Origin of the sequence: Nonomuraea montanisoli, from assembly GCF_013363975.1 — a bacterium.
Taxonomy (GTDB): domain Bacteria; phylum Actinomycetota; class Actinomycetes; order Streptosporangiales; family Streptosporangiaceae; genus Nonomuraea; species Nonomuraea montanisoli.
Genome location: NZ_JABWGN010000005.1, coordinates 131,556 through 157,471, shown reverse-complemented (window position 1 = coordinate 157,471; position 25,916 = coordinate 131,556). Strand labels below are relative to the sequence as shown.

Genomic DNA, 25,916 nt, shown 5'->3' with positions numbered 1-25,916 from the left:
CACGCTCAGCCCGCGGTCGCGCCGCGGAAGAACACCTCGTCCAGGTCGCCGTGAAACTGGTCGGTCGACGCGTCGGCCTGGTCGGCGTGCACCCGCTTGCCGCCGATCGTGGCCCCGCCGAGCGGCACGATCGGCCCCATCGGCGCGACCGCCCGGGCGGGCGGCGTCACCGGCTCGCGCGTCGCCGCGTCGAGGACCCGGAGCTCGAACAGCGCCGCCCCCACCCGCGCGCACCGCAGCCGGTACCACCGCCCGACGGCCAGCCGGTACGGGCCCGCCCCCAGCAGCACCACGCGGGTGCCGTCCGACCAGCGGCACGACGGCCGGCCGCCGTCCACCTGGAGCTTCCACTGCGCGTGCCCCGGCCCGGCGAGGCCGTGCTGCCAGACGTTCATGCCCGCCCGGTCCGGCGGCTCGGCCGTCAGCCGCACGTCCGCGCCGAAGCTGAACCCTCCGGTCCCGCCGTCCGGCACGAGCCCGCCGGAGCGGAGGGGCCGGACGATCGCCTGCGGGCACGGGGCCGCCGCGCAGGTCCCGCCGGGGAAGCGCAGGAACCGGTCGCCCCCGCCGCGCGGCAGGGAGAGCACGCGTCCGCCGTGCGCGGTCACGACCGCGCCGTGACGCGCGTGGAACGTGCGGTCGGCGACCAGCGCGGGCGACGCCATGGCGCCGTCGTAGCGCACCTCGCAGGGACGCCCGGACGCGGCCGAGGCCACCCCGCCGCCCAGGGTCACGGCCAGCCCGGTCAGCACGGACAGCACCCTCGCCATGACGCCCAGTGCAGCAGCGCCCCGCGCCCCGGGTCAACGCCCGCCGGGGCACGGTGCCGTCAACGGCGCCGTCAACGGCGCTGCCGGTGATGCCCTGAGCGGTGCCGTCAACGGCGCTGCCGGTGATGCCCTGAGCGGTGCCGTCAGCGGAGCTGGATGCCGATGACGCAGGTGTCGTCGTCCGTGTCGGACTTGCTGTAGGTGAGCAGGTGGTCGAGCCGCTGTTCCAGCGACGAGACCTCGGCCGTGGCGACCGTCAGGAGCTGGCGCTGCGAGTGCTCCAGGCTGCGGTCCTTGCGCTCGATCAGCCCGTCGGTGTACATGAGCAGCACGTCGTCCTTGTGGAGCTGCACGCTGCCCTCCTCGAACCTGGCCTCCGACAGCGCCCCCAGCAGGACGCCCTCGATCAGCGGCAGCTCCGACGCCTCGCCGTCGCGCAGCATGATCGGTGGGAAGTGCCCGGCCCGCGCCCAGCGCAGGACGCGCGTCTCCGGGTCGAACAGCGCGCAGACGGCCGTCGCGGTCACCTGCTCGGTCAGGTGGTGGGCGACGAGGTTGAGCCAGGTGAGGAGCTGCGCGGGCCCGGCCCCGGTGGTGGCCAGGCCGCGCAGCGCGTTGCGCAGGACGACCATGCCGGTGGCCGCCTCGATGCCGTGACCGGCCACGTCGCCGAGCGACAGCAGCACCTGCTTGGTCGGCAGCACCACGCAGTCGTACCAGTCGCCGCCGACCAGGTGCTCCTCCTCGGCCGGGCGGTAGCGGACCCCGATGCGCAGGTCGAACGCGTCGATCGGGCCGTGCGTGGGCGGCATGATCGCGTGCTGGAGCTGCAGGGCCAGCCGGTTGCGCTCGGCGGCCTGCTGCTCGGTGTGCGCGAGCTGGTCGCGGGTGGCGGCGAGCGCCACCTCCGTCCAGTGCTGTGCGGAGATGTCCTGGTATGCCCCGCGTACGCTGAGGAGCCGCCCGTGGGCGTCGAGGACCGGCTCGGCGACCACGCGGATGTGCCGCGACACCCCGTCGGTGCGCTGGAGCCGGAAGGCCGTGGACGCGGGCCGCTGGTTGTGCAGCAGGGCGCGCAGGAAGCGGCCGAGGGCCACGGCGTCGTCCGGGTGCGCGTGCCCCGGGAGCTGCCGGAGCGGGATGGGCGGCGCGGTCTGCGGCAGGCCGAGCAGGGTGAAGAGCTGGCCGTTCCAGGTGATCTCGCCGGTGACCAGGTTCTCCTCGAAGCCGCCCATGCGCCCGAGCCGCTGCGCGTGCTGGAGCAGGCCGGCCACCCGCGCCGCCTCGTCGAGCACCCGCCACAGCAGCAGCACGCAGTCGCCGTGACGGCTGATGCTGACGCTGGCGATCGCGGTCAGCGGCACCTGGTCGATGATGGCGGTCAGCGGCATCCGCTCGGCGCGGAACGGCTCGCCGGTGGCGTGGACGCGCTCGATCTTCTCGAACAGGCCGCCCTCGTCGGCCGCCATCGGGTACGCCTCCAGCAGCAGCGCCCCGTTGACCGCGCTGCGCGGACGGCCGGCGAAGTCGACGAAGTTCGTGTTGACGTGCCGGATGCGGAAGTCGGCGAGGTGCCCGTCGGCGTCGAGGTGCGGACGCAGGATCAGGGCGGGGTCGTGCAGGCCGTTGGCCAGGTCGAGCAGCTCCGAATCGGGCGGGCGCGGGATCGAGCGCGCCTCCGGGTGGTCCTCCAGCGTGTGGGAGATCAGCTCGGCCAGCGCCTCCACCTGCCGCTGCACCGCCTGCGGCTGCGGCGGCAGCGGGTGCGGCCAGACGATCTCCAGCACGCCGAGGACACGCCCTCCGGCGCCCGTGGGGACCGCGACCCGGCCGCCGCTCTCGGCGGGCAGGTGCCCGATCGACGGCAGCCCGACCTCCGACACGTCGCCGAACCACACGGTGCCCCGCTCCTCCAGCGCCTGCCGGGCCGGCGTGGCGACGCCGGGCGGCACGTACCGCCACCGGCCCGCTTCCCCGGGCGCGAACCCGGCCGCGCCCGCCAGGGTGAGCGAGCCGTCGGTACCGGCCGCCCACACGGCGACGGCCGTCGCGCCGAGCGGTGCCAGCGCGTGCTGGAGCAGCGACTCGCTGACCGCCTGGGTGTCGTCCGCGGCGAGGACGCCGCTCTCCGCCGTGCGCAGCCGTACGGTGAGCGACACCTGGTCGTCGCCGGGGTCGCCCGCCTCCGCCGACGAGCCCGAGCCGACGGCCGCGCTGACGAACTGGCTGGCCGCCTCGGTCAGCCGGTCCTGCGCGGCCTGGTTGACGATGTCGGCGGCCAGTTCGAGCTGCGAGAGCCCGGCCTGCTCGGCGAGCGAGGTGAGCTGCCTGGCGGCCTCGGCCGGGTTGCAGCCCAGCCGCTCCACCAGGATGCCCTTGGCCAGCTCGATCAGGGCACGGCCGTCGGCCGCCGCGTGCGCCTCGCGCACCTCGCGGCGCAGCCGATCGACGGTGGCGGCCAACCGCCCGAGGCGGGTGACCTCATCGGCGGGCTGCTGCGGGTCGTGCACGTGCTGCTCCTCGACGCTGGTTGGGCCGGCTGACGGACCGGGCGGGCCGGATGACCCGCCCCAGGGTTACCGGTTCAGCCAGCGCTGGATCCGGGCCAGCAGGTCGTCCGCGTCCACCGGCTTGGTCACGTAGTCGCTCGCCCCCGAGGCCAGGCTCTTCTCCTGGTCGCCCGGCATCGCCTTGGCCGTCACCGCGATGATGGGCAGGTCGGCGTACTGCGGCATCTTGCGGATGGCCGCCGTGGCGGCGTAGCCGTCCATTTCCGGCATCATCACGTCCATCAGGACGATGTCGATCTCGGGGTGGGCGGTCAGGGTCTCGATGCCCTTGCGGCCGTTCTCCGCGTGCAGCACCTGGAGGCCGTGGATCTCCAGGATGCCGGTCAGCGCGAACAGGTTGCGGGCGTCGTCGTCCACGACCAGCACTGTGCGGCCGGCGAGCGTGTCGTCGACCTCCTGCGTGACCTGCCGGTGCACCTCCTCGGGCCGGACCAGCGGCAGCACGTCGTGCGGCCCCTCGGCCGACAGGTGCAGCGCGATGCGCTCGCGCAGCTCGTCCAGGCTGGAGAGCAGTTCGAGCGGCTGGGTGCCGGTGCGGGCCTGCAGGTTGGACTCCTGCCGCGGGTCGAGCCGCCAGTTGTTGTAGGCGAGCACGGGCACGCCCCGAAGCGCCGAGTCGCCGTCCATGTCCTCCAGGAAGCGCAGCGCCGCGCCGTCGGCCATGTCCAGCTCCAGCACGATGCAGTGGTACGCCTGGGCGGCGAGCGCCGTGGCGGCCTCCTGCACCCCGACGGCGGTGATGACCTCGACGGGGCCGCGCAGGTCGCCCCGGTCGCGGTTGTTGGCCAGGTCGGCAGCCGCGCTCTCGGCCACCAGCGACAGCAGCCCGCGGTCACGCTCCTCGATCACCAGCAGGCGCCGCTGCTGCGGCTGCGGCTGCGGCGCCGAGGCGGGCGGGGCGGCCGGCGCCGAGCCGGGCTCCAGCGCCTCGCGCGCGGGCCGCTCCTGCACGGCCGAGCCCGTGGGCGGCTCGTCGAAGTCGGGACGCGCCACCGGCAGGTAGAGGGTGAACACGCTGCCCTTGCCCGGGGCGCTCTGCGCGGTGATCGCGCCGCCGAGCAGGTAGGCGATCTCGCGGCTGATCGACAGGCCGAGCCCGGTGCCGCCGTACTTGCGGCTGGTGGTGCCGTCGGCCTGCTGGAACGCCCCGAAGATGGCCTCCAGGTGCTGCTCGGCGATGCCGATGCCGGTGTCCTTGATGCGGAAGGCGATGGCCGAGCCGTGCATCCGCACCGAGGCGGGCACCTCGGAGGCCGAGGCCGGCTCGATGTGCAGCTCCACGCTGCCCGTCTCGGTGAACTTCACCGCGTTGGACAGCAGGTTGCGCAGGATCTGGCGGAGCCGGGAGTCGTCGGTCAGCACGTCCACCGGGACCCCGGCGGCCGTGGTGACGACGAAGTCGAGGCTCTTCTGCGTCGTCATCGGGCGGAACGTGGCCTCGATGTCGTCGAGGAGCTGCCGCAGCGGCACGCGCTCGGGCGCGATGTCCATCTTGCCCGCCTCGACCTTGGACAGGTCGAGGATGTCGTTGATGAGCTGCAGCAGGTCGGAGCCGGCCGAGTGGATGATGCTGGCGTACTCGACCTGCTTCGGGGTGAGGTTGCGCGTGTGGTTCTGCGCGAGGAGCTGGGCCAGGATGAGCAGGCTGTTGAGCGGGGTGCGCAGCTCGTGGCTCATGTTGGCCAGGAACTCGCTCTTGTACTTCGAGGCCAGGGCGAGCTGCTGGGCGCGGGTCTCCAGCTCCTGCCGGGCCTGCTCGATCTCCAGGTTCTTGGTCTCGATGTCGCGGTTCTGGCTGGCCAGCAGCGCCGCCTTCTCCTCCAGCTCGGCGTTGGAGCGCTGGAGCTCCTCCTGCTGGTTCTGCAGCTCCTCCGAGCGGGCCTGCAGCTCGGCGGTGAGCCGCTGCGACTCGACCAGCAGCTCGTCGGTACGGGCGTTGGCGACGATGGTGTTGACGTTGACGCCGATGGCCTCCATGAGCTGGTCCAGGAAGGCCCGGTGGACCGCCGTGAACGCGTAGACCGACCCCAGCTCGATGACGCCGAGCACCTGCTCCTCGACCACGATCGGCAGCACGATGACCGAGCTGGGCGCGGTCTCGCCGAGTGCGGAGGACACCTTCACGTAGTCGGCCGGGACGCCGTCCATCGCGATCGTGCGGCGGGTGCGGGCGGCCTGGCCGACCAGCGACTCGCCGAGCTTGAACCGCGCGGGCCGCTCGGTGTCGGCCGGGTAGCCGTAGGCGTTGATGAGCTTCAGGACCGCGCCGCTCGGCGCCTCCTCGGCGAGGAAGAACGCGCCGTACTGCGCGGTCACGAGCGGGGCCAGCTCGTTCATGACCAGCTCGGCCACGGCGCTGAGGTCGCGGTGGCCCTGCATGAGGCTGGAGATGCGGGCCAGGTTGGACTTGAGCCAGTCCTGCTCCTGGTTGGCCCGCGTGGTCTCGCGCAGCGAGCCCACCATCGAGTTGATGTTGTCCTTCAGGTCGGCCAGCTCGCCCTCGGCGTCGACCGTGATGGAGCGGGTCAGGTCGCCGGAGGTGACGGCGCTGGTGACCTCGGCGATGGCGCGCACCTGGCGGGTGAGGTTGCCGGCCAGCTCGTTGACGTTCTCGGTGAGCCGCTTCCACGTGCCCGAGACGCCCTCGACCTCGGCCTGGCCGCCCAGACGGCCCTCGCTGCCCACCTCGCGGGCCACGCGGGTGACCTCGGCGGCGAACGAGGAGAGCTGGTCGACCATGGTGTTGATCGTGGTCTTGAGCTCCAGGATCTCGCCGCGGGCGTCGACGTCGATCTTCCTGGTGAGGTCGCCCCTGGCGACGGCCGTGGTGACCTGGGCGATGGAGCGCACCTGGTTGGTCAGGTTGTCGGCCATCGAGTTGACGTTGTCGGTGAGGTCCTTCCAGGTGCCGGCCACGTTGGGCACCCGGGCCTGGCCGCCGAGCTGTCCCTCGGTGCCGACCTCGCGGGCGACACGGGTGACCTCGTCGGCGAACGCGGACAGCGTGTCGACCATCGTGTTGATCGTCTGGGCGAGCGCGGCGACCTCGCCGCGGGCGTCCACGGTGATCTTCTGTGACAGGTCGCCCTTGGCGACCGCGGTGGCCACCTGGGCGATGGAGCGCACCTGGCCGGTCAGGTTGGAGGCCATGAAGTTGACGTTGTCGGTGAGGTCCTTCCACGTGCCCGACACGCCGCGCACGGTGGCCTGGCCGCCGAGCTGCCCCTCGGTGCCGACCTCGCGGGCCACGCGGGTGACCTCGTCGGCGAAGGCCGAGAGCTGGTCCACCATCGTGTTGATGGTCTCCTTCAGCTCCAGGATCTCGCCCCGGGCGTCCACCCGGATCTTCTGCGACAGGTCGCCCTTGGCGACGGCGGTGGTGACCTCGGCGATGGAGCGGACCTGGGCGGTGAGGTTGTCGGCCATGACGTTGACCGACTCGGTCAGCGCCTTCCAGGTGCCCGACACGCCCTTCACGTCGGCCTGGCCGCCCAGCCGTCCGTCGGTGCCGACCTCGCGGGCCACGCGGGTGACCTCGTCGGCGAACGAGGAGAGCTGGTCGACCATCGTGTTCAGCGTGTTCTTCAGCTCAAGGATCTCGCCCCGGGCCGACACGGTGATCTTCTGGGAGAGGTCGCCGCGGGCGACGGCGGTGGCGACCTGCGAGATGTTGCGGACCTGGGCGGTGAGGTTGCCGGCCATGTAGTTCACCGAGTCGGTGAGGTCGCGCCACGTGCCGGCGACGCCCTTCACGTCGGCCTGGCCGCCGAGCTGTCCCTCGGTGCCGACCTCGCGGGCGACGCGGGTGACCTCGTCGGCGAACGAGGAGAGCTGGTCCACCATCGTGTTGACGGTGTTCTTCAGCTCCAGGATCTCGCCCCGGGCGTCCACGGTGATCTTCTGCGACAGGTCGCCCTTGGCGACGGCGGTGGTGACCTCGGCGATGGAGCGCACCTGGCTGGTGAGGTTGCCGGCCATGGCGTTGACCGACTCCGTCAGGTCCTTCCACGTGCCCGACACGCCGGGCACCTCGGCCTGGCCGCCCAGCCGTCCGTCGGTGCCGACCTCGCGGGCCACGCGGGTCACCTCGGAGGTGAACAGCGAGAGCTGGTCGACCATGCCGTTGAAGACCAGGGCGATCTCGCCCAGCAGGCCACCGGCGTCGGTGGGCAGCCTGGTGCCGAAGTCGCCGTCACGCACGGCGGTCAGCCCGGCCAGCAACTGCCGGAGCTCGGGCTCCTGCGCCTTGCTCACGCCCCGGCCGGGACGTGCCTGCTGACGGGAGCCGCCGGCCGTCGTCTCGCCCATCTCCACCCTCGTTCCGCTCAACCGCATGCGGTCGCATGCTCGAACATCATTATCGCTATATGGGGCATAACGGGCGGCCGGTCGCTTGGCCGCGCTGTGAATGTACCGGCAAGTAAACAGTCGTTTGGCACGGTCAGAAGAACCGTACCGGTGTGGTCAAGCCACGTCATGCCGGACACCTGCCGGTGTGATCGCCCGGCGGGCGATAACGTTCCCATTCCTCGCGGGTCAGGCCCCGCGCGGCCAGCACGCACGCGCGCCGCGCCAGCGCCTCCGGCGCGAGCGGCCACTCCCGCAGCGTCCCCTGGGGATCGGCGGCCAGCAGCGAGCCGCGCGTCGTGAACTGGAGGCCGCCCTGGAGGGTGTCCAACAGGGGCTCGCCGAGCGGCTCCAGGGTCGCCACGTCCCACAGCCGCAGCGGCTCGCCACCCGCGAGGAGCGCGCCGTCGGGGCTGAACGCCAGATCGCCCGAGCCGGTCCTGAGCGTCCGCCGCGTGCCGCAGGCGCGCAGGTCGAGGAAGCGCAGCACGTCGTCGTCGCCGGGCACCGCCAGCTCCCGCTCGCCCGGCGCGTACACGGGCTGCCCGGAGCCGGTGCTGTTCACCACGGCCCGCTGGTCGCAGCCGAGGATCCGGCGTCCGTTGGCCACCTCGCGCTCCGCGTACTGGCCGGGAGTCAGCGTCTCGGCCAGCCGGTCGCCCGCGTGGTTCAGCGTCCACTGGGCCTTCAGCCGGGTGCTGGTCAGCCCCTCGGGCTGGGCGTAGTCCGACAGGACGACCCGGCCCGTCTCCGCCAGCCCCGGGACGCGGCGCGCCACCACGGTCGTGCGGCCGGTCGCCGGGTCCTCGTCCGCGACGCCGAGCACCCGCCCGTCACCGCTGAAGCGGGCCTCACCGGTGGCCGGCAGCCGCCCCGCGATCCGGCCCTCGGCCATGCTCCACAGCAGGTGCTCGCCGCCGGTCGTGACGAGGAGGTATCGGCCGTCGGGGGAGAAGACGAAGCCGTCGAGGGTCTGCTCCGCCGGGAGGTCCAGCAGCTTGGCGTCGCGGCCCGTACGCAGGTCGCGCAGCGCCACGGACGCGCCGGGCCCCGGGTGGGCGGCGCGCGTGCCGTCGGGCGCCGGGACGATCCGCGGCAGGGTGTCGGCCGCGAACGGGATCGTCGCCACACGCGCCGGCCGCAGCGCGGTCTCGGTGTCCCACACGACCGCCGCGCCCCTGCCGCCCACCGCCACCAGACGGCGGCCGTCGTCGCTGAAGCCGAGCGCCTCCAGCCCGTCGAGGGAGCCGGGGAGCGGGTGGGGGCGCGGCCGGTCCTCGGTCAGGTCCCACAAGGTGACCTCGGTCGTCGACTCCTGAGAGGAGACGAGGGCCAGCAGGCGGCCGTCAGGGGAGACCGCGGAGGCATGGACGAGGTCGAGGGACTGCTTGGCGCCGACGGCCCCGGTGGCGGTCGCGACGGCCGCCGCCTCGTCCGAGCCCCACCACACGGCCGTCCGGTCGTCGGCGGAGAAGGCGGCGCCGTCGGCTCGGGCCTGTGCCAAGGTCTTCCCGGTACGGGCGTCCAGCAGGCTCAGCTTCTGCGCGTTCCTGCCGGCCGCCACTCCGGCGGCGAGCACGGCCCCCTGGGGGCTGAAACGCAGGACGGGTCGCGGGTCCGGTATGTCCGGCACGGTCATCCGCGCTGACAGGCGGGTGCGCCGCCCGTCGGACGCCCGGTAGGCGCCGATCCGGCCGTCGGCCGTCCACACGGCCACGATCGCGCCCTCCGGACCACCTTTCACCCCGCCGCCGCGACCGGACTTTCCGGGATCTCTCTCCCTGCTTCCACCGGTGATCTCCGAGAGGCCCGCGCTCGCGCTTCCTTCCACACTCCTCCCAAGACCCGCGCCGTCTCCGTGACCCGCGCCGTCTCCCAAGTCCGCGCCCCCTCCGAGATCCGCGCTGTCTTCGAGGCCCGCGCCCTCTCGGAGACCCGCGCCTTCGGCGAGAGGGGCGCCCTTTCCGGCGGCCGTGCCCGAGGCCGGGACAGGGCGGGCGGTCATGGCCACGATCCGTGAGCCCTTCGACGGGCGGGCGCTCCAGCGCGGCTCCCCGGTGCGGGCGTCGAAGACGGACAGACGGTCCGCGTCGCCCCCGGTGGCCAGCAGCACCAGCCGTCCGTCCGGGCTGAGCCCCGCGTTCTCGTACGGCCCCCGATACTGGAGCCGCACGCTGCGCTCGGAGGTCATGTCCCACAGCACCGGGTACTCGGCACGGTCCTTGCCGAACGCGTGCCGCCCGTCGGGGGCGATCCCGAACAGGGTGCCGGCCCGTTCACCCGCAGGCTCGCCGGTGAGCAGGTCGGCGAAGACCACCCGCCCGGCCCCCGCCTGCGCCGCCACGCGCCGATGGTCGGCCGACACCGCCATGGGTCTCATCGCGTCGGAGGAGAACGCGGCGAGCGTCCGCGCGGCGCCCGTCGTCAGGTCCCACACCCGGACATCGCCGTCCTGTCCCGCGGCGGCCAGGAAGCGCCCGTCCGGGCCGAACGCGAGCTGCCGCACCTCGCTGATCTCCTCAGGCGGACCGCGCAGCACCCGGGCGAACGGCCGGCCCTCGGTCCACACGTAGATCCGCCCGTCCAGCGGGGCGCCCGCCGAGCCGGCCTCGGCGTAGTGGGAGGCGGCGACCACGCGTCCGCCGGGGGCGACCGCGACCGTGCCCAGGGAGAAGGGCACCGGGTCGCCCGGCCGGATGCGCGGGAACGCGACGATGCCGCGCATCGCCTCGTGCGTCACCGACAGCAGGCTTCCGCGCGCCTGCACGGTGTGGGCGGTGCGCCACGCCTCGGCGGCAAGGACCAGGGCCGCGTCCATCCGGCCGGCCCGGTCGGTCAGCGCGAGCGCGGCCAGCCGCCCCGACTCGGCCGCCAGGAACCGGCGGTTCGCCTCGTCGGCGTTGCGCGTGGCCACCACGGCCGCGGCCGAGGCGGACGCCGCCAGCACGGCCAGCGCCACGGCGACCGCGACGACCAGCCGCCGGGTGAGGCGGTGCTGCCGGACGTCCTCGCCGGTCAGGTCCTCCTTCGGCCGCCCGTGCAGGGGCGCGGCGAGCTCGGCCACCGCGTCGCCGAAACGGGGGTCGCGCATGTGCAGCCCGTCGCGCGAGCGCTCCCAGGTCAGGTCCACCCAGCGCGGCTCCTGGGGGTACACGTCGCGCAGGACGGCCGGCAACGCGTTCGACCGCGCCATGTCGAAGCCGTCGCCGGCCCACTCCAGCGTGCCGTCGGTCAGCACGAGGAGAAGGTCGTCCACCGGGTGGCCGGCCAGCCAGTGCTCGATCTCCCGCGACGGCCACGGGGAGACCGCCGCCTCCGGGGAGGCCAGCAGGATGAAGCAGCGGGAGGAGTCGAGCGCCTCGCGGATCGACGGCCACAGCCCGGGGTTCGCCGACAGGCTCGCCTGATCAAGAAAAATCCGTAAAGCGCGCATTTTGTACCAAGGGCGGATGAACCTATGCAGTTCATCGCGCAGCGCCTTGGCGATGGGCGCGTCCTTGGCCCTGCTGTAGGAGATGAAGGCGTCGTAAACGATCGGAACTTTCGCCGGGAATGGGGGGAATTCGCTCGCCGGGATCACCTCTCCGGTCGTGCCGCTGCCCGTCGGGACGCCGATGTTTCACCGTCAAGCCTAACAATGGACGACTCCGTTGAAGGCTCTTCTCCGTTCTCGTACATTCAGGTGAGCCTTTCCGGGATCTGGAGGTGGCGTGCGGCACGCATTGTTCGCGAGATTTCCCCGGCTGCGCTCCTCCGCCGTCTCGGCCCCCGTGATCCCGCCCGGACAGCGCGCCGCCCACCCCGAGCTGGCCGCCGACTTCGCGGTCCTCGACCGGGAGGTCGCCCCGGCCTTCGCCCGCTACGACGCCATCGCGCTGCGCGACCAGAACCGCTACCGCCGCCAGCAGATGCTCGTGCTGCTCGGTTCCGCGCTCATCACCGGGCTGGGCGGGCTCCAGGCGATCCTGTCGGGCGAGCGGTGGCCCGCGATCCTGCTCGCCGTCGTGGGCGTCGCGCTGGCCACCAGCGCCCGGTACGCGGGGGAGAGCGAGACGCTGCGCAGCTATCTGGAGGCGCGGGCCAAGGCCGAGCGGCTGCGGGCGCTGCACTTCCGCTACCTGTCCATGGCCGGGCCGTACGCCGGCCGCGACCGCGACATCGCGCTGCGCCGGGCCGTGCACGCGATCCACGCCGACAAGGAGCCGGAATGAGCGACCGCGACGGCCCGGTGGAGGCGCCACGGCACGACGGGCTCGCGGAGGTGAGCGCCCGGGAGGTGCCCGTGCGCGGCGGGCCCGTGGAGGTGAGCGCCCGGGATGCGTCGTTCCGGGCGCTCTATCGGGAGCTGCGCATCGCCGACCAGCAGGCGTTCTACCACGCCCGTGCCGACGAGTACGCGGCCGCGCACCGGCAGGCGCTCATGGTGCGCAACCTGCTGCTGTTCCTGTCGGCGCTGGCCGGTGTCGCGGGGCAGTTCGCCGCCGGCACCGGGCGGGCCGCGTGCGGGGTGGCGGCGGCCGTGCTGGCGGCCCTGGCGGGCGCGGTGACGGGGTTCGAGGCGCTCATCGGGTTCGCCCAGTTGGAGAAGCTGTACGGTGACGCCGCGCTCAACCTGGACGCGGCGGCCATCGACTGGGACGCGGCCGGGCCGGATGCCGACGTGACCGCCGAGATGGACCGCATCGAGCAGATCTTCCGCACCGAGAACGGGCAGTGGGGGCAGCTCCTGGTGCAGAGGGAGGAATCCGCCGCCGCGCCGGAGGAGCCGGCCGTGGCCCCCCATCTCGCCGATCCCGAAAAATGACCCCGAAACGCCCGGTTTCCGGATAAGTCGATATAGGGGGCTGGGAAGGCCGGTGCGTCATGATGGACCGGTGACACGCGCGCTCATCGTCAGCGGCCATCTCATCGACATGCCTGACCGTCGGCCACCGCGTTTCCCACAGAGCGTGGCCGGCCGGGTCGCGGCCGAGATGGACGCGGTCTTCGGCGAGTGGGGGATCGGGCCGGGCACCACGGTCGTGTGCGGCGGGGCGCGCGGCGCCGACCTGATCGGTGCCGAGCTGGCACTGCGGCGCGGTGCCCGGGTCGTGGTGTGCCTCGCTCTGCCGCCGGAGGACTTCGTCCGGGAGTCGGTGGACATGCCCGGACCCGCCGGGGCCGAGTGGCGGGAGCGCTTCGCGGCGGTGACCGCCCGGGCGCAGGTCCTCCCCCCGCCGGACGCGCACGCTCGTCCGAACGCTGAGTGGGGGGCGGGGGCACACTCAACGGCCGCGCCGGACGCGCAGGCAGGGGCACGCTCAACTGCCGCGCCGGACGTGCAGGCGGAGGCCCTGCAGGGCGCCGGGGTCCATGCGGAGGCGGACGCGGATGCGGGGGCCGCGCCGGGTGCGGGGGTCCATACGGAGGTGGACGCACAGGCGGGGTCCGGGACGGGCGCGCGGGTCGGTGCGGAGGTGGACGCGCGGGTCTTCGCGCGGGCCAACGCGCGGATGGTCGAGACGGCCCGCGCGCTCGACCCCGGGCCCCGGGCGGTCGTCGTCTGGGACGGGCGCGCGGGTGACGGGCCCGGTGGCACGGGCGACCTGGTGGCCCGCCTCGGCTACGACCCGGCCGACCCCCGCCTGCGCGTCATCGACCCCACGACCCTGCGCCCGTGACCCTGGGACCAAGAGCGCTCGACCCCACGGGGACCAAGGGCGCCTGACCTCACGGGCTCGCAGCCCCCACGGGCCCGTGACGCCACGGAGGCTTGACTTCACGGGCCCCGGAGCCTGAGGAGGCAGGGGCCGTGGCTCACCAGTTGGCGGGCACGCCCGGGATGTTCGCCGGCAAGGCGTGCCCCGGCGGGTGGATGACGTACACGATGCCGCCGCTGCTGGAGCTGCGCTGCCAGACGTTCTCGAAGTCGGCCCGCGGGTAGACCCGCCGCACGGCGTCGTTGCTGGAGGAGGCCGGGTCGTTGGCGATCACGTCGCCGGTGGCGGTGAAGCCGACGACCACCATGATGTGCCCGTTGGTCCCGTACCCGGCGCCCGGCAGCTCGCCCTTCTTGAACGACTGCGACGTGATCACCGGGATGCCCGCGGAGATGAAGCGTTCCAGCTCGGTGAGCGAGCGCAGCCGCGTCACGAACCCGTCCATGCCGTAGCGCCCCGCGTAGGCGGTGTTGAACGGCCAGTTGCCCGCGCCCTGGTAGGCGTGGTCGTAGCTGTAGCGGGCGGCGTAGTCGACCTCGGGGTTCGGGTCGGCGGGGTCCACCCAGGCGGTGTCCTCGGCGCTCGGCCACCTGTCCCAGTAGCCGAGGACCATCGTGGTCGAGGTGGGGCTGCACCAGGCCTGCCCGCCGCCGTCCCACTCGGGGTAGTGGCCCTCGTGGACGTTCTGGGAGCGGCGCGGCACGGGCAGCTCGACGCCCCACGCGCCGCCGGCCGGGCTGGCCGGCACGGTCTTGCGCTCGGGCACGTACGAGGCCATCGCGCCGAGCGTGCGCACCCGGGGCGTGACGCCGGAGCCGGGCGTCCGGTAGAGGGTGAGGCGGAGCTGGTAGGCGTCGATCTGCCGGCCGGCCGCGGCGACCAGCGTGTCGACCGAGACGGTGGCGTCGGCGTCGCCCTGGCCGGGCACCGACGTGCGGCGGATGGCGTCCTCGCCGTAGGCCCAGCGGCCCAGCACGTACCACTTGGTCAGCCCTGCGGAGTTGCGGGCGCGCGCCTCGACCTGCATCCAGCTCCCGGCCGGGATGTCGGCGGTCCAGGAGGCGATCAGCTCGGTGGCGGGGAAGCCGATCTGCTCCTCGGGACCGGTCCAGCGGGCGTACTCCCACGTCCTGGTGCCGAGCGCGTCGGTGTAGTCGGTGGTGCCGATCGCGGAGGCGAAGGTCAGGCCGTTGCCGTCGCCCGCCGTCCCCTCGGGGGTGCCGGTGGAGAAGTCGGAGCGCCGGTAGGCGACGTCCGAGGTGCCGGTCGCCGGTTTGGCCCGGACCGCTCCAGCGGCTGGGGAGGTGAGAGTCGTGACCACCAGGACGGTGGAGACCAACATGGATAACGCGCGCATCAACCCACCTTGCTCGGACGCCGCTCGACGCGGCCGAGATTAGACAGATCGGGTATGTCGGCACATCGGGAGATCTACGTATGCCCAGCAAGGGCGGTGGGTGCCGACCGCCGGGTCAACAGGCTGTAAACAGCCCGTGACTCGCTTGCGCAGCCGTCAAGAGGATTCCTCTTGACCCGTTCCGACTTCGACATCTGGGTGAAGGGCGCGTACGCCCGCCTGCTCTACGACCTGCCGGCGCCGAAGCCGGTCCGCGTCGCCGCGTACCAGGCGCTGTCCGGCATGTCCGGCGTCGAGCGGGCCAAGCAGGGCGGGAGCACGGTGAAGCTGACGTACACCTACAGAGGAAGAACGTCGACGCCAGGTACGGCGTGACGGTGGACACCGGCGCCATGCTGGCGGTCGGGGCGTCGGTGGACACCACCGTCAACGGGAAGCCGCTGAAGGGCAAGACGTCGGTGACGACGTACGAGGCCGGCTGGACCGACACGCTGGGCTCCTGAGCTGAGATCGTGGCGAGCGCGGACCCCCTCCCCGCGCTCGCCACCCCTGCCCGGTATCACCCGGAATCTGGTGGGTCACTACGCTGCCTCCGTGACCACCGAGAGTCCGGCGGCTCCTCCCGGCGCCGCCGAGTGGGCGCGCAGGATCGCCTGGGGAGCGCTCGCGCTCTTCCTGACCGCCTTCGCGATCTTCGAGAGCCAGAAGTACGGCCTGCCGACCACGCTGGCCATGCTGGTGTTCCTGGTGCTGCCCGATCTGGCAAGGTTCGCGGGAGTCCGTCAGCCCGGCCCGCTGTACGGGGCCGTCCACAGGGTGTGGATCCCGCTGGCGATCCTCGTGGGCTACTCCGTGGGGCAGGTCTCCTGGCCGCCCCTGTTCACGGCGGGGCTCGGGTGGCTCACCCGCATCGCCGTCGAACGCGCCCTGGGCCGCCGCCCGACCTCCCCGCCCCGCTGACCCCCGCGTCCCTATGCCTGCGGGACCTCCGGCGCGGGCATCCGGTCGAGCAGGTCCGCCAGCAGGGCCGGGTCGATCCCGCCCGTGGCCGACCGGGCGCCGTCCAGCACGGAGGCCGCGAGCGGGTCCCCGCCCTCGGCGGCGCGCCGCAGCCACTTCTCGGCCGTCCAGTCCTCCCGGTGGGCGCGGTGCGCCTTGGCCAGCCGGAACGCCGCCCCGGCGTGACCCCGCGCCGCCGCCAGCCGGAAGAAGAACATCGCGTAACTGACCCGGGGCGGCTCGGCCTCCTGGTAGCCGATGCCGTGGAGGTAGGCGTGCCCGGCGGCGCGGTCCTCGGGCCTGGGGTGGTTGAACAGTTCGGTGGCCTCGTGCCTGCCCGCGTCCCCGGCCCGGCGCAGCCAGTCGCGCGCCACGTCCGGGTGGTTCCTCAGCAGCGTGACCACGGCCAGCCGCATGCAGTCCCGGCCGTCGGCGGGGTCGCTCTCGCGCAGCAGGCGCAGCCCGGTCCTGCCGTAGATCCGCAGCAGCTCCCGTTCCTCCTCGGACACGGGCTCCGAAGGCTCCGCCCCCTCGTCGGGCACGGGCTCCGGCCGTTCGCTTGGTCCGGGCCCCGCATGCAGGAGGTGCGGTTCGGGCAGGTCGCCGGGGACGGACCTCCGGGGCCGCCACGGCAGCACGCCGGAAGCCGGGTCCGCGGGCTCGGCGCCGACCGCCGGAGCCGACCCGGCGACGGGCCGCGGCGGGCAGTCGGCGGGGACCGGCTGGGGCCGCGACGAGTAGTCGGCGGGGACCGGCTGGGGCCGCGGTGGGTAGTCGGCGGGGACCGGCTGGGGTGGTGGCGCGAGGACGGCCGCGGGGGGTGCGACGGCCAGCGCCGTGGCGCCGCTCAGCGCGGGGAGCGGGGTGAGCGCGGCGGCGTCGTGCGCGGCCCGCCAGCACACGTACCACGCCTGGATGTCGCCCATGCCGCCCACGTCCAGGCCGCCCTGCTCGGCCGCCGTGGCGCAGGTCGTGACGAACGAGTGGACGAACGTCCACTTCGGCACCCGCTTCCGTTTGCCGGTCAGGACGTCGGAGACGGTGCTCTTCCTCAGCTCCATGCATGCCTTGTTGGAGCGTGACAACCGGCACAACTCGGACAGCGCAGGGGATCCGGCCAGCGCGTGCAATTCCCTGAGCCGCATGACGAAGGGGTACGGGGCCCCGTCGTGAGGTAGTTCAGCCATCGTCCCAGCCGGAAAATGAGTGATCTTTGATAAACGGCGAATAACTGAAGTCATCCTGGCACCAGTGGACGCACAAGCACGGCGAGATCCGATATTTCCCATCGTCCGGGATCAACCGGTGACCGCGCCGCCCAAGATTTCCCGCGCCGACGTCCCGCCGCGTACACATCCGCATCATTCCGCATCATTCCGGACGGTTCCGGACGATACCGGCCGACACTGAACGACGCTGAACGGCTCCGGACGACACGCGTCACTGCATTGACACGCTTATCCGGATATAGCGCTATCTGCTCCGGAGTTGTCCGGAGGTGTTTGCATCGGTGGCACCCGAGCCCGTCGCCTCGGCAGTGTTGAGCGCGTCCCGACCGCCGACGATGGAGAAGCTCATGCCGTGCGCCGCCGCCGCTCCGCACACCTTCCTGCGCGTCACCGGAGACCGGCGGCCGGGTCGTCCCCCGGGGCCGTGGGCCCACGACGACGACCAGCTCCTCATCCTCCTGGTGACGACCTGGGCGCTGGCCACGGGCCGCACCCCGCCCGGCCGCCCCGCCGACCGGCTGACCCCCGAGGAGCTGATCGAGTTCTGGGCCGACGAGCAGACCGCGTCCGGCAGCCCGCCGTCTCCCGGGCGACGCCGACCCACCTGTTGAAAGGATCTCCGATGGGCATTTCGCACTGTCACCTCCCGGCGCTGCCCGCGCCCGGGGCAAGGGCCGCCGTGATCGTCGTCGTCGTGATCGTCGCGGGGGCGGCGGTCCTGCTCCTGCGCGCCGGCATCGGCGTCGAGGGCGCGATGGCCCTCCTGGCGGCGATCACGGCGTGCGTCGCGGGTGTCGCCCGCCACCTGCAACCCCGTACGCCGGGAAGGGACGCTCCACCGACCGCCTGACCGCCCGCCCCGCCCCCCGTCCTTCACAGGGCGGGCGGGCGGAAATCCGCTGGCCCGGAGGCCGGCGGGGCGGTCATCATGGCCCGCATGCCGATCCGCGCCGCGCTCCCCGGCGACCTGCCCGCCCTGCTCGCCATGGCCGTCGACTTCTACGCCGAGGACGGCTTCACCACCTCGCGCGACGACCTGCGCGCCAACCTCGCCCACCTCGTCGCCTCGCCCGCCGCCCGCGTCGCGGTGAGTGAGGAGGAGGGCCGCGCCGTCGCGTTCGCGATCACCACGACCTCGTTCGGGCTGGAATCCGGGTCGCTCGCCGAGCTGGAGGACCTGTACGTCGTCCCGGACGCGCGCCGGCGGGGCGAGGCGGAGCGGCTCATCGAGGACAGCCTCCGCTGGGCCGCCGAACGGGGATGCACGGCGGTCGAGATCGTCGTCGCGCCCAACGGCCACGACGTGAGCCACCTGCTCGCCTACTACGGCCGGCGCGGCTTCCGCGACGAGGGCCGCCGCCTGCTCACCCACCCGCTGTAGCGGCCTCAGAGGACCTTGCTGAGGAACGCCCGGGTGCGCGGGTTGCTCGGGTTGTCCAGCACCTCGGCGGGCGAAGTCATACGGCCCTGACTTGCGGCTCGCCGTCATCGGCGGGGCGGCGGGCGCGGTGGAGCGGGTCCGTGTGCTGCGCAGCTACGGCACCGGCTGGACCAGCCGCATCCTGCAGGACACGCTGGCCGGCCTGCTCGCGGACCCGGACATGGGCAAGCTGGAGCGGGCCCGCGAGACCTACGCCCGGCGCCGCGCCGCGCTCGCCACCCGCCTCGCCGCCCGAGAGGTGACGACGGGCGGCCGGGACAGCCTGGTGCTGTGGGTGCCGGTCCACGACGAGCCGGAGGCCCTGGTCACGCTCGCCGCGCACGGCATCTCGGCCGCCCCGGGCAGCCGCTACCTGGTACGCCCGGGCCGCCCGCACATCCGCCTGGCGGTCGCCCGGCTGACCGAGGACCCGGGGGAGCTGGACGAGCCGGCGGACGTGATCGCCCTCGCCGCCAAACGCCCCGGACCGGACCGGCACCAGCCCGGCCTTGATCTTCGTCCGCCCGTCCGGCAGTCTGTCCCGCGGGAGAGGGGGCTGACGCCGATGGACTTCGGGACGGTGCTACGAGTGGTCATCGGCGTCTTGGTGGTCGTCCACCTCGCGGCCGGCGTCTACACGTGGGTCACCGGGCGGACGCCGGCCCTGCTCAGCCGCCGGCCGGTCAGTCGCATCCAGCCTCGGGTCTGGGGACACCTGCTGGTGGCGGTCTTCGGCGTCATCGCGCTCAGCATGCCGGCCGTCAGCACGCCGGGCCTGGTCATGGCGCTGTCCGCGCTGGGATTCGTCTGTCTCCTGGCCGCCTCGGCCCTCTTCCTGATCTCGACGCGGCCGCCGAAACAGGCCTAGTCCTCGGACTTGCGGAGCCCGCTCAGGTCGAGCAGCCCGGCATCGACCACCGCGCGGCCGAACGGGCGGGCCAGCTCGGCCAGCCGCTCGCAGCCCTCCTCGCCCAGGGCGCCGTACGCGGGAAGCGCGAGAGCGTCGGTGCGGTCCTCGATGTGCCGGCGCAGGGCCGTGCCCTCGGCGCTGAGGGTGTCGTCCTCGCCGAGCAGGCCGCGCCGGCGCAGACGGTCCACGGCGGCGGCCCACTCCTCCTCCGGCCAGGCGCGGCTGATCCGGAGGACCGCCGAGGGCACCTCGCCGCTGGCCCCGTGCAGCACCAGGGCCTCCAGGCCGCCGACGCCCTCGGTGAGCAGCGCCGCGATGTGGCCGTCCCCGCGGAACTCGCGCAGCAGCGTCTGGGCGTGCCACAACTGCCGGACCGGCTCCTCGGGCCACGGCAGGGCGGCGTGCGCGGCGAACAGCGGGCGACCTTCCAGGTGCTCGCACGCCGCGAGGGCCGCCCGGCGCGCGAGGCCGACGGTCTCGTCCAGATGGGGAAGCTCGTGGACGCCCGCCCGGCGAAGCGCCTCGGCGGCGGCGTCGGACCGGGCGGTCAGCATGTCCTCGGGGGTGACGACGTCCCAGGCGGCCGGGAGCGCCCGCCGTACGAGATCGGGGCAGAAGTTGTAGAACGTCGCGATGACCTGCTCGGCCGAGGTGCGCCCCATCGCGGCGCTCCGGGAGGCGAAGTACCCGGCCCGGCTCTTGAGCCCCAGCTCGGCGTAGCGGCGCGTCGCCTCGGGGACGAAGTAGATCATGCCGTGGACGGGCTCCAGTCGCCGCCATGCCTGCCGTGCAGCCTTCATGCGCTCCGTCCTCGGGTGACCCAGGTTAACCGACCAGTCGGTATCTAGAATCTAGTTCGGTACGTGAGGCCGAGTCAATGATCGCCCGACTCGACCGACAAACTGGACATAAATGCATGAAACGGAAATCTGGAGGTGTGCTATGCCGGTGACCAGCCGTGAGGTCCACCTGATCGCCCGTCCCGTCGGCGAGCCGAAGCCGGCCGACTTCGAGCTGGTCGAGTCGACGCTGCCCGACCCGGAGGAGGGACAGATCCTCGTGCGCAACGACTGGCTGTCCGTCGATCCCTACATGCGCGGCCGGATGAACGACGTCAAGTCGTACGTCCCGCCGTTCCGGCTCGGCGCGCCCATGGACGGCGGCGCGGTCGGCACCGTCATCGCCTCCAACGCCCCCGGCGTGCCGGTCGGCGCGACCGTGCTGCACTCCCGCGGCTGGCGCGACCACGCGCTCCTCGACGCCTCCCACGCGCGGGTCGTCGACACCGAGATCGCCCCCGCGCGGACCTATCTCAGCGCGCTCGGCATGGTCGGGCTCACCGCCTACGCCGGGCTCAAGGAGGTCGCGCCGGTCAAGGAGGGCGACGTCGTGTTCGTCTCGGGCGCGGCCGGAGCCGTCGGCATCGTGGCCGGGCGGGTGGCCCGCCACCTGGGCGCGTCCAAGGTCATCGGCTCCGCCGGCGGCCCGGAGAAGACCCGGCGCCTGGTGGAGGAGTTCGGCTACGACGCCGCGATCGACTACCGCGCCGGAGACCTGGGCGGCCAGCTCGCGGCCGCCGCGCCCGACGGCATCGACGTCTACTTCGACAACGTCGGCGGCGACCATCTGCAGGCGGCCCTCGACGCGCTCAACACCTTCGGGCGGGTCGCGCTCTGCGGCGCCATCTCCCAGTACAACGCCACCGAGCCCGTCCCCGGCCCCACCAACCTCGCCCTGGCCGTCGGCAAGCGGCTGACGCTGCGCGGCTTCCTCGTCAGCGACCACCAGTACCTGGCCGGCGAGTACGCCCGGCTCGCCGCCTCCTGGCTGCGCGAGGGAACCCTGCGCAGCCAGGAGACCGTCGTCGACGGCCTCGACAACGCCGTCGACGCCTTCCTCGGCCTCCTGCGCGGCGCGAACACCGGCAAGATGCTCATCCGCCTCACACCCGCGAGCGAAGCCGCCGGGTGACCGGCCGCCCGCCATCTCGGCCGCCCGCCGTCTCGGCCGCCCGCCGTCTCGGCCGCATCGTCGAGGAGCAGAGCGGCATGGAGGGGGAGCGTCGTCAGGCCGTGTGGCAGACCGTGCCGTTCAGGGTGAAGACCGGCGGCAGGAGGTTCGGGCCCGTGTACCCGGCCACGAAGCCCGCGCTCACGCTCCCCCCGCGTGCCGCGAGCCGGCCGCCGGAGTCCAGGCTGGTGGCCTTGACCGTGCGGCCGTTCTGCTCCCAGGTCGCGTTCCAGCCGCCGTTCATCCGCTGCCACGCCGTCGGCCAGTCGAACGTGAGCGTCCAGCCGTCGATCGCGTCCGGACCGTTGTTGGTGATGTCCACGCCCGCGACGTAGCCGTTGCCCCAGTCGTTGTTGTCGGTGAACCTGACCGTGCACGTGCTCGTGGCCGGGCTGCCGGTGGTGAACGTGAGCGGCGGCGAGGGCCGGCTGACCTTGCCCGCCGTGTCGCGGGCCAGCACGTTGAGCGTGTAGCGGGTGCCCGGGGTCAGGTTCGCGACGGTGAACGACGTGCCGGTGGTCTCGCCGAGCTGCTCGTCGATCGCGCCGTTCTGCCGGTGCAGCTCGTACTTGGCGACGGGGTGCCCGCCCGCCGTGGCGGCCGGCCAGGTGACGGTGGCCGTGCGGTCGGTGACGGCGGACGCGGTGGGCCGGCCGGGCGCGCCCGGCTCCCCGCTGACCTGGCTCGCCGGGTGCAGCACGAGCGTGGTCAGCGAGTACGGCGGCAGCGTCCGGCTGGTCGCGGTGCCCGTCTGCGCGGTGGTGACTCCGGTGCCGCCGTTGACGTACGTGTGGACGGTCGGCGCGGCGGCGGCCGGGGTGTAGCCGGTGTACGCGACGGCGGCCGTGCGGGCGTTGTCCGGGTCCTTGTTCACCAGCAGCACGGCCAGGTCGCCGTCCGGGCGGCGTACGGCGTGCGCGGTGACCAGCGGGTCGTCGGTGCCGGCCCGTACGAACCGGTCGCCGGGGCGGGCGAAGGCGTTCATCATGGTCAGGCCGTGGTACGGCGCGAACGGCGTGTTCAGCGGCGGCTCGCAGGTCGTGCCGTCGGCCAGGCAGGTGCCGCTGGACAGCAGGCCGAAGTCGCCGTAGTCGGTCCGGCCCGCCACCGTAGAGACCGTGCCGATGCCGTTGTGCACGTTCCACCACTGGACCGTGAAGACGCCGCTCTCCAGCAGCCCGCTGTAGGCGTCGGCGAGGAACAGCGCGCCCGGCTGGGTGTTCGGGCCGACGCCCACGTTCGTCTCGGTCAGGCTGATGCCGATGCGGCCGGCGTCGGCCGGGGCGTAGCGGGCGATCTGCTCCCGCGCCAGGTGCACCGCGTCCGTGATCTGCTCCGGCTTGGCCAGCGACTCCGCGGCGGTGCTCCCGCCCGGATACCAGTGCAGGTCCACGAAGTCGATCTTCGAGCCGGCGACGGTCAGCACGGTCTGGTTCCACGTGGCGGGGTCGCCGCCGGCCACGATCCCGTCCGGCCAGTTGCCCGGCATGGTGAGCACCGCGCCGACCTTGATGGCGGGGTCCACGGCCTTCATCGCGTCGGCGAACGCGACCACGCCGTTCGCGTACGCCGTGGGGCTCTTGTCCGGGTGGTTGTCGGCCTCCCATTCCGAGCCGTAGTGGCCGTTTCCGTAGTTCTCGTTGCCGATCGTCCAGTACGTGGCCCCGTACTTCTTGGTGACGTTGGCGTACCGCACCCAGTCGGCCGCCTCCTCCGGCGTGCCGGTGCCGTAGTTGGCGATGATCATGGGCTGCGCCCCGGTCCACTGGAGGGCGGCCATGAACGTGTCGAAGTCGGTGCCCGGGGCGACGTAGCCGCCCGGCGCGGTGTGGGTCTTCCAGTGGTAGATGTCGCCGTAGGAGCCGCCCGGGTACCTGACCATCCGCACGCCCGCGCTCTTCAGCAGGTCGGACACCGCGGTGGTGCCCAGCTCCTTGTCCCAGATCGCGTCGTTGATCCCCAACCCGGTGTCGGGCATCGTCGCCAGGCCCGCGTTGGCGTTCACGGTGATCTTCACTGCCGCCTCGGCCCCGCTCGCCGCGGACGTGCCCGGCCCGGCGAGGACGAGGGCGCCCAGGAGCGCCGTCGAGGCGGTGGCGGCGCAGAGCCGGTGAGTCCGCATGGGGGTCCAATCGACGCGCGGTGATCGAGGTGGCCTCATGCTGGGTCCGCCCCGGCCGCCTGTAAAGGATCACTGGCGGCCGGGCCCGGCACGTGCGAGAAGACGCCGGTGGACGGCCGGGGACCAGAGATCCGGACGTGAAAGTTTCACCCGTGCGCCTGAGCCTGCCGCCACCTCGCAAGCCGGTTGAAAGCGGTATGACGGACATTGCGGTCAGTCACGAGAGGTCAGTCACGAGAGAGGAACTCTCCGATGTCGATCGCGCGTCCCCTGATCGCTCTGTCCGGTCTCGCCGCCACCCTCATCGCCTTCGCCCCCGCCGCGCAGGCGGCCGCGGCCACCTCCTGGGGCCCGTACTACGCCCCGGGCCACGCGGCGAAGGCCGCCGGAACCCTCGCCGCCTCGGGCGAGGACCACGCCGACATCCCGGCCGCCGACGTCGTCAAGATCGCCGGGACGGTCCAGGACAACACCCGTTCCACCGCGACCTGCGGCTGGGCCGTCTTCCGCGTCACGTACCGGGACTCCTCGAACAACCTGCCGTTCATGCACCACAGCTTCCGCGACTGCTCGTACGGCGGTCCGAAGCGGTTCTCCTTCAGCCACCACGACGTCTACCAGGTCGAGCTGAAGGTCTGCGCGCAGCCCAGGAGCGCCACCAAGCCCTCCGACACCTGCCTGTACGCGGGCACCTGGAAGGTCCTCTACCTCTCCAAGTAGCTCAGCCCGTCAGGGAGTGGACGGCGCGGACCTCCGTCACGGTGAACTCGTCCACGATGTGCCGGTTCTGCACCAGGAACCCGACCAGCCCCGCCACCGCCTCCACCGCCTGGGCCGCCCGGAGCTGCCCCGTCAGCAGAAAGATCAGCGGGGTGGACGGCTGGTCGAGCGCGAAGTGGTGGCCGTGGCGGTGCACGTCGTGCAGGGCCCTGATCGGGATCGGCCGGGCGGAGGTGAACCACGCCGCGACCTCCCAGACCGGCAGCGCCGGATCGGCGTCGGCCGCGGCCTGGTAACAGGTCACACAGCCCTGCCCGGCGTGCCGGCCGTGCGGGCAGGTCCAGTGCTCGACCTCTGCCGGGGGCCGGGAGCGGGCGTCGAAGACGGCTGACTCGGTCACGCGGCGGCGCGTCCGCCGTTCCGTGGATGGCCCGGGGTACTCGCTGATCATGCAATCCTTTGCGTCGCCGTACGTCCACCATACGCCCGGAACGGGGGATCTAGGCGGATCCCCACGCGACGGCGGCGGCGATCAGCAGGACGCAGACGCCCGCGATCGCCGCCACCACCCCGGCCACGCCGATCGTCGCCGCCGCGAGCGGCAGCAGCAGGATGACGGCGACCCCGCCCAGCAGCACGGCGGGGCGGACGACCGGCCGGTCCGCGATCGCCGCGTGGACCAGCCACAGCAGGACGAGGAACACGCCGACCGGGATCGCCACGGCGTAGCAGATCGTCAAGGGCGACGCCGCGACGTGGTGCCCGGTCTGCTCGACCGCGACCTCCAGGCCGGCGCCCAGAGCCGCGAGAGCCGCGAACACGCCGTAATGTCCGTATCCCCACCGGAACGACCGATGGCGGCGGTCGCTGAGCCCCTCGCCCGCCGGCGCGAGGAAGTACAGCCACCACAGGGCGAACAGCAGGACCAGCCCCGAGACGGCGATGACCACCAGGGAGCCGCCGACCTCGGTCGACTCCAGCGCCGCCGTGACCCCCCGGGTCACGGCGAGCACGCTCTCGCCGAGCAGGATGATCGTGAACAGTCCGTAGCGCTCGGCGATGTGGTGCGGGTGCCAGGCGGTGGACCCGCCGCGCTCCGCCCACCACGGCACCAGGAGCTCCAGGGCGGCCAGCGCGGCGAAGGACGGCACCCGGGCGGCCGGAGGCAGGGCGTCCGACTCCGCGAGCACCAGGCGGATCACCCAGCCCACCTGCACGGCCGCGATGCCGCTCGCGTAACGCAGCGCGGTACGCCGGCTCGCCGGGTCCTCCACGCCGGCCCGCACCCACTGCGCGATCAGGGCGGCCCGCATGATGAGGTAGCCGATCGTGATGACGCGGTAGTCGGCCTCGGCCGCCGCGGCCGGCACGCCGGCGGCGAGGACCAGCACGCCGCCCATCTGCAGCATGGTCAGCAGCCGGTAGGCGACGTCGTCGGTGTCGTACGACGAGGCGAACCAGGTGAAGTTCATCCACGCCCACCAGATCGCGAAGAAGACCTGGAGGAACAGGACGAGCCCGGCAAGCGCGTGACCCGCGGCGACGTCGTGCGCGAACTGGGCGGTGGCCGCCGCGACCGCCACCACGAACGTGAGGTCGAACAGCAGCTCAAGCTGGCTGGAGACGCGGTGCGGCTCGTCGACCGCACGCGCGCTCATCGGGATGCGGAGCCTGGCGCCCGGTGGCCGCATGGGAGATGACACGCCTCCGACGATATTTCGCCGCGGCCGGCCACCGGCACAGGACCCCCTGCCGGGGCCGGC

22 protein-coding genes are annotated in these 25,916 nt (G+C 73.1%); 12 read left to right on the top strand and 10 right to left on the bottom strand.

The window, feature by feature from the left end:
* Positions 1-5: 5 nt before the first annotated feature.
* From HTZ77_RS13335 to HTZ77_RS13320, 4 genes are all read right to left on the bottom strand, one after another.
* A complete protein-coding gene (locus tag HTZ77_RS13335) occupies positions 6-770 on the bottom strand; it encodes a LamG domain-containing protein (protein ID WP_175589865.1) in 765 nt (254 codons plus the stop codon).
* Positions 771-913: 143 nt separating this feature from the next.
* Entirely contained in the window at positions 914-3,280 is a 2,367-nt protein-coding gene (locus HTZ77_RS13330; RefSeq protein ID WP_175589864.1) for a SpoIIE family protein phosphatase, read from the bottom strand.
* A 66-nt stretch (positions 3,281-3,346) separates the two neighbouring features.
* Positions 3,347-7,675, bottom strand: a complete 4,329-nt coding sequence (locus HTZ77_RS13325) for a HAMP domain-containing protein (RefSeq protein WP_235994654.1) — start codon at positions 7,673-7,675, stop codon at positions 3,347-3,349.
* Between the two features lie 139 nt (positions 7,676-7,814).
* Positions 7,815-11,267, bottom strand: coding sequence for a toll/interleukin-1 receptor domain-containing protein (locus HTZ77_RS13320; RefSeq protein ID WP_175589863.1), 3,453 nt, complete (start codon positions 11,265-11,267; stop codon positions 7,815-7,817).
* 130 nt (positions 11,268-11,397) lie between these two features.
* Between HTZ77_RS13320 and HTZ77_RS47435 the strand changes: the two genes are divergently transcribed.
* The 3 genes from HTZ77_RS47435 (at position 11,398) to HTZ77_RS13305 (ending at position 13,347) form a co-directional block, all read left to right on the top strand.
* Positions 11,398-11,898 (top strand): DUF4231 domain-containing protein, encoded by a 501-nt coding sequence (locus HTZ77_RS47435; protein ID WP_175589862.1) that lies wholly within the window; start codon positions 11,398-11,400, stop codon positions 11,896-11,898.
* Entirely contained in the window at positions 11,895-12,491 is a 597-nt protein-coding gene (locus HTZ77_RS13310) for an SLATT domain-containing protein (protein ID WP_175589861.1), read from the top strand. Before HTZ77_RS47435 ends, HTZ77_RS13310 begins: the two co-directional genes overlap by 4 nt.
* Positions 12,492-12,561: 70 nt before the next feature.
* Positions 12,562-13,347, top strand: a complete 786-nt coding sequence (locus HTZ77_RS13305; protein ID WP_175589860.1) for a hypothetical protein — start codon at positions 12,562-12,564, stop codon at positions 13,345-13,347.
* Positions 13,348-13,483: 136 nt separating this feature from the next.
* Here HTZ77_RS13305 and HTZ77_RS13300 read toward each other — a convergent pair whose 3' ends face one another.
* Entirely contained in the window at positions 13,484-14,743 is a 1,260-nt protein-coding gene (locus tag HTZ77_RS13300) for a C39 family peptidase (protein ID WP_175589859.1), read from the bottom strand.
* A 171-nt stretch (positions 14,744-14,914) separates the two neighbouring features.
* On the opposite strand from HTZ77_RS13300, the gene HTZ77_RS13295 reads away from it, so the two are divergent.
* From HTZ77_RS13295 to HTZ77_RS13290, 3 genes are all read left to right on the top strand, one after another.
* Positions 14,915-15,118 (top strand): hypothetical protein, encoded by a 204-nt coding sequence (locus tag HTZ77_RS13295; protein ID WP_175589858.1) that lies wholly within the window; start codon positions 14,915-14,917, stop codon positions 15,116-15,118.
* A complete protein-coding gene (locus HTZ77_RS47430; RefSeq protein ID WP_268959984.1) occupies positions 15,115-15,246 on the top strand; it encodes a hypothetical protein in 132 nt (43 codons plus the stop codon). The genes HTZ77_RS13295 and HTZ77_RS47430 overlap by 4 nt, the downstream gene beginning before the upstream one ends.
* Before the next feature lie 91 nt (positions 15,247-15,337).
* Entirely contained in the window at positions 15,338-15,703 is a 366-nt protein-coding gene (locus tag HTZ77_RS13290; RefSeq protein ID WP_175589857.1) for a DUF4260 domain-containing protein, read from the top strand.
* Positions 15,704-15,714: 11 nt separating this feature from the next.
* Here the strand turns inward: HTZ77_RS13290 and HTZ77_RS13285 are convergent, their stop codons facing one another.
* The gene (locus HTZ77_RS13285) at positions 15,715-16,803 is read right to left on the bottom strand and encodes a hypothetical protein (RefSeq protein WP_175589856.1); all 1,089 of its coding nucleotides are present in this window, start codon (positions 16,801-16,803) and stop codon (positions 15,715-15,717) included.
* Positions 16,804-17,282: 479 nt separating this feature from the next.
* Here HTZ77_RS13285 and HTZ77_RS13280 point away from each other — a divergent pair, with 479 nt between their 5' ends.
* The 4 genes from HTZ77_RS13280 to HTZ77_RS13265 all read left to right on the top strand — a co-directional run bounded on the left by HTZ77_RS13280 (position 17,283) and on the right by HTZ77_RS13265 (position 19,259).
* A complete protein-coding gene (locus HTZ77_RS13280) occupies positions 17,283-17,582 on the top strand; it encodes a hypothetical protein (protein WP_175589855.1) in 300 nt (99 codons plus the stop codon).
* Positions 17,583-17,593: 11 nt separating this feature from the next.
* A complete protein-coding gene (locus HTZ77_RS13275; RefSeq protein WP_175589854.1) occupies positions 17,594-17,821 on the top strand; it encodes a hypothetical protein in 228 nt (75 codons plus the stop codon).
* Positions 17,822-17,908: 87 nt separating this feature from the next.
* Entirely contained in the window at positions 17,909-18,352 is a 444-nt protein-coding gene (locus HTZ77_RS13270) for a GNAT family N-acetyltransferase (RefSeq protein WP_175589853.1), read from the top strand.
* 91 nt (positions 18,353-18,443) lie between these two features.
* Positions 18,444-19,259, top strand: coding sequence for a transcriptional regulator domain-containing protein (locus HTZ77_RS13265; protein ID WP_175589852.1), 816 nt, complete (start codon positions 18,444-18,446; stop codon positions 19,257-19,259).
* On the opposite strand, the gene HTZ77_RS13260 is transcribed toward HTZ77_RS13265, so the two are convergent.
* Entirely contained in the window at positions 19,256-20,101 is an 846-nt protein-coding gene (locus tag HTZ77_RS13260) for an SCO6745 family protein (RefSeq protein ID WP_175589851.1), read from the bottom strand. The two genes, HTZ77_RS13265 and HTZ77_RS13260, sit on opposite strands and share 4 nt — an antisense overlap.
* Positions 20,102-20,243: 142 nt before the next feature.
* Here HTZ77_RS13260 and HTZ77_RS13255 point away from each other — a divergent pair, with 142 nt between their 5' ends.
* Positions 20,244-21,272, top strand: coding sequence for an NADP-dependent oxidoreductase (locus HTZ77_RS13255; RefSeq protein WP_175589850.1), 1,029 nt, complete (start codon positions 20,244-20,246; stop codon positions 21,270-21,272).
* A gap of 94 nt (positions 21,273-21,366) precedes the next feature.
* Here the strand turns inward: HTZ77_RS13255 and HTZ77_RS13250 are convergent, their stop codons facing one another.
* A complete protein-coding gene (locus HTZ77_RS13250) occupies positions 21,367-23,433 on the bottom strand; it encodes a cellulose binding domain-containing protein (protein WP_175589849.1) in 2,067 nt (688 codons plus the stop codon).
* A gap of 252 nt (positions 23,434-23,685) precedes the next feature.
* On the opposite strand from HTZ77_RS13250, the gene HTZ77_RS13245 reads away from it, so the two are divergent.
* Positions 23,686-24,153 (top strand): hypothetical protein, encoded by a 468-nt coding sequence (locus HTZ77_RS13245; RefSeq protein WP_175589848.1) that lies wholly within the window; start codon positions 23,686-23,688, stop codon positions 24,151-24,153.
* 1 nt (position 24,154) lies between these two features.
* Here HTZ77_RS13245 and HTZ77_RS13240 read toward each other — a convergent pair whose 3' ends face one another.
* Complete coding sequence (locus HTZ77_RS13240; protein ID WP_175589847.1) at positions 24,155-24,553, bottom strand: hypothetical protein; 399 nt, start codon at positions 24,551-24,553, stop codon at positions 24,155-24,157.
* Positions 24,554-24,653: 100 nt separating this feature from the next.
* Complete coding sequence (locus HTZ77_RS13235; RefSeq protein ID WP_328808569.1) at positions 24,654-25,856, bottom strand: low temperature requirement protein A; 1,203 nt, start codon at positions 25,854-25,856, stop codon at positions 24,654-24,656.
* Positions 25,857-25,916: the final 60 nt, after the last annotated feature.

Bases quoted from the DNA above. Each gene is read 5' to 3' on its own strand.
- HTZ77_RS13300 (WP_175589859.1), bottom strand. From the start codon at position 14,743: ATGCGCGCGTTATCCATGTTGGTCTCCACCGTCCTGGTGGTCACGACT.
- HTZ77_RS13335 (WP_175589865.1), bottom strand. From the start codon at position 770: ATGGCGAGGGTGCTGTCCGTGCTGACCGGGCTGGCCGTGACCCTGGGC.
- HTZ77_RS13270 (WP_175589853.1), top strand. From the start codon at position 17,909: ATGCCGATCCGCGCCGCGCTCCCCGGCGACCTGCCCGCCCTGCTCGCC.
- HTZ77_RS13245 (WP_175589848.1), top strand. From the start codon at position 23,686: ATGTCGATCGCGCGTCCCCTGATCGCTCTGTCCGGTCTCGCCGCCACC.
- HTZ77_RS13260 (WP_175589851.1), bottom strand. From the start codon at position 20,101: ATGAAGGCTGCACGGCAGGCATGGCGGCGACTGGAGCCCGTCCACGGC.
- HTZ77_RS13255 (WP_175589850.1), top strand. From the start codon at position 20,244: ATGCCGGTGACCAGCCGTGAGGTCCACCTGATCGCCCGTCCCGTCGGC.
- HTZ77_RS13275 (WP_175589854.1), top strand. From the start codon at position 17,594: ATGGGCATTTCGCACTGTCACCTCCCGGCGCTGCCCGCGCCCGGGGCA.
- HTZ77_RS13285 (WP_175589856.1), bottom strand. From the start codon at position 16,803: ATGGAGCTGAGGAAGAGCACCGTCTCCGACGTCCTGACCGGCAAACGG.
- HTZ77_RS13310 (WP_175589861.1), top strand. From the start codon at position 11,895: ATGAGCGACCGCGACGGCCCGGTGGAGGCGCCACGGCACGACGGGCTC.
- HTZ77_RS13325 (WP_235994654.1), bottom strand. From the start codon at position 7,675: ATGCGGTTGAGCGGAACGAGGGTGGAGATGGGCGAGACGACGGCCGGC.
- HTZ77_RS13250 (WP_175589849.1), bottom strand. From the start codon at position 23,433: ATGCGGACTCACCGGCTCTGCGCCGCCACCGCCTCGACGGCGCTCCTG.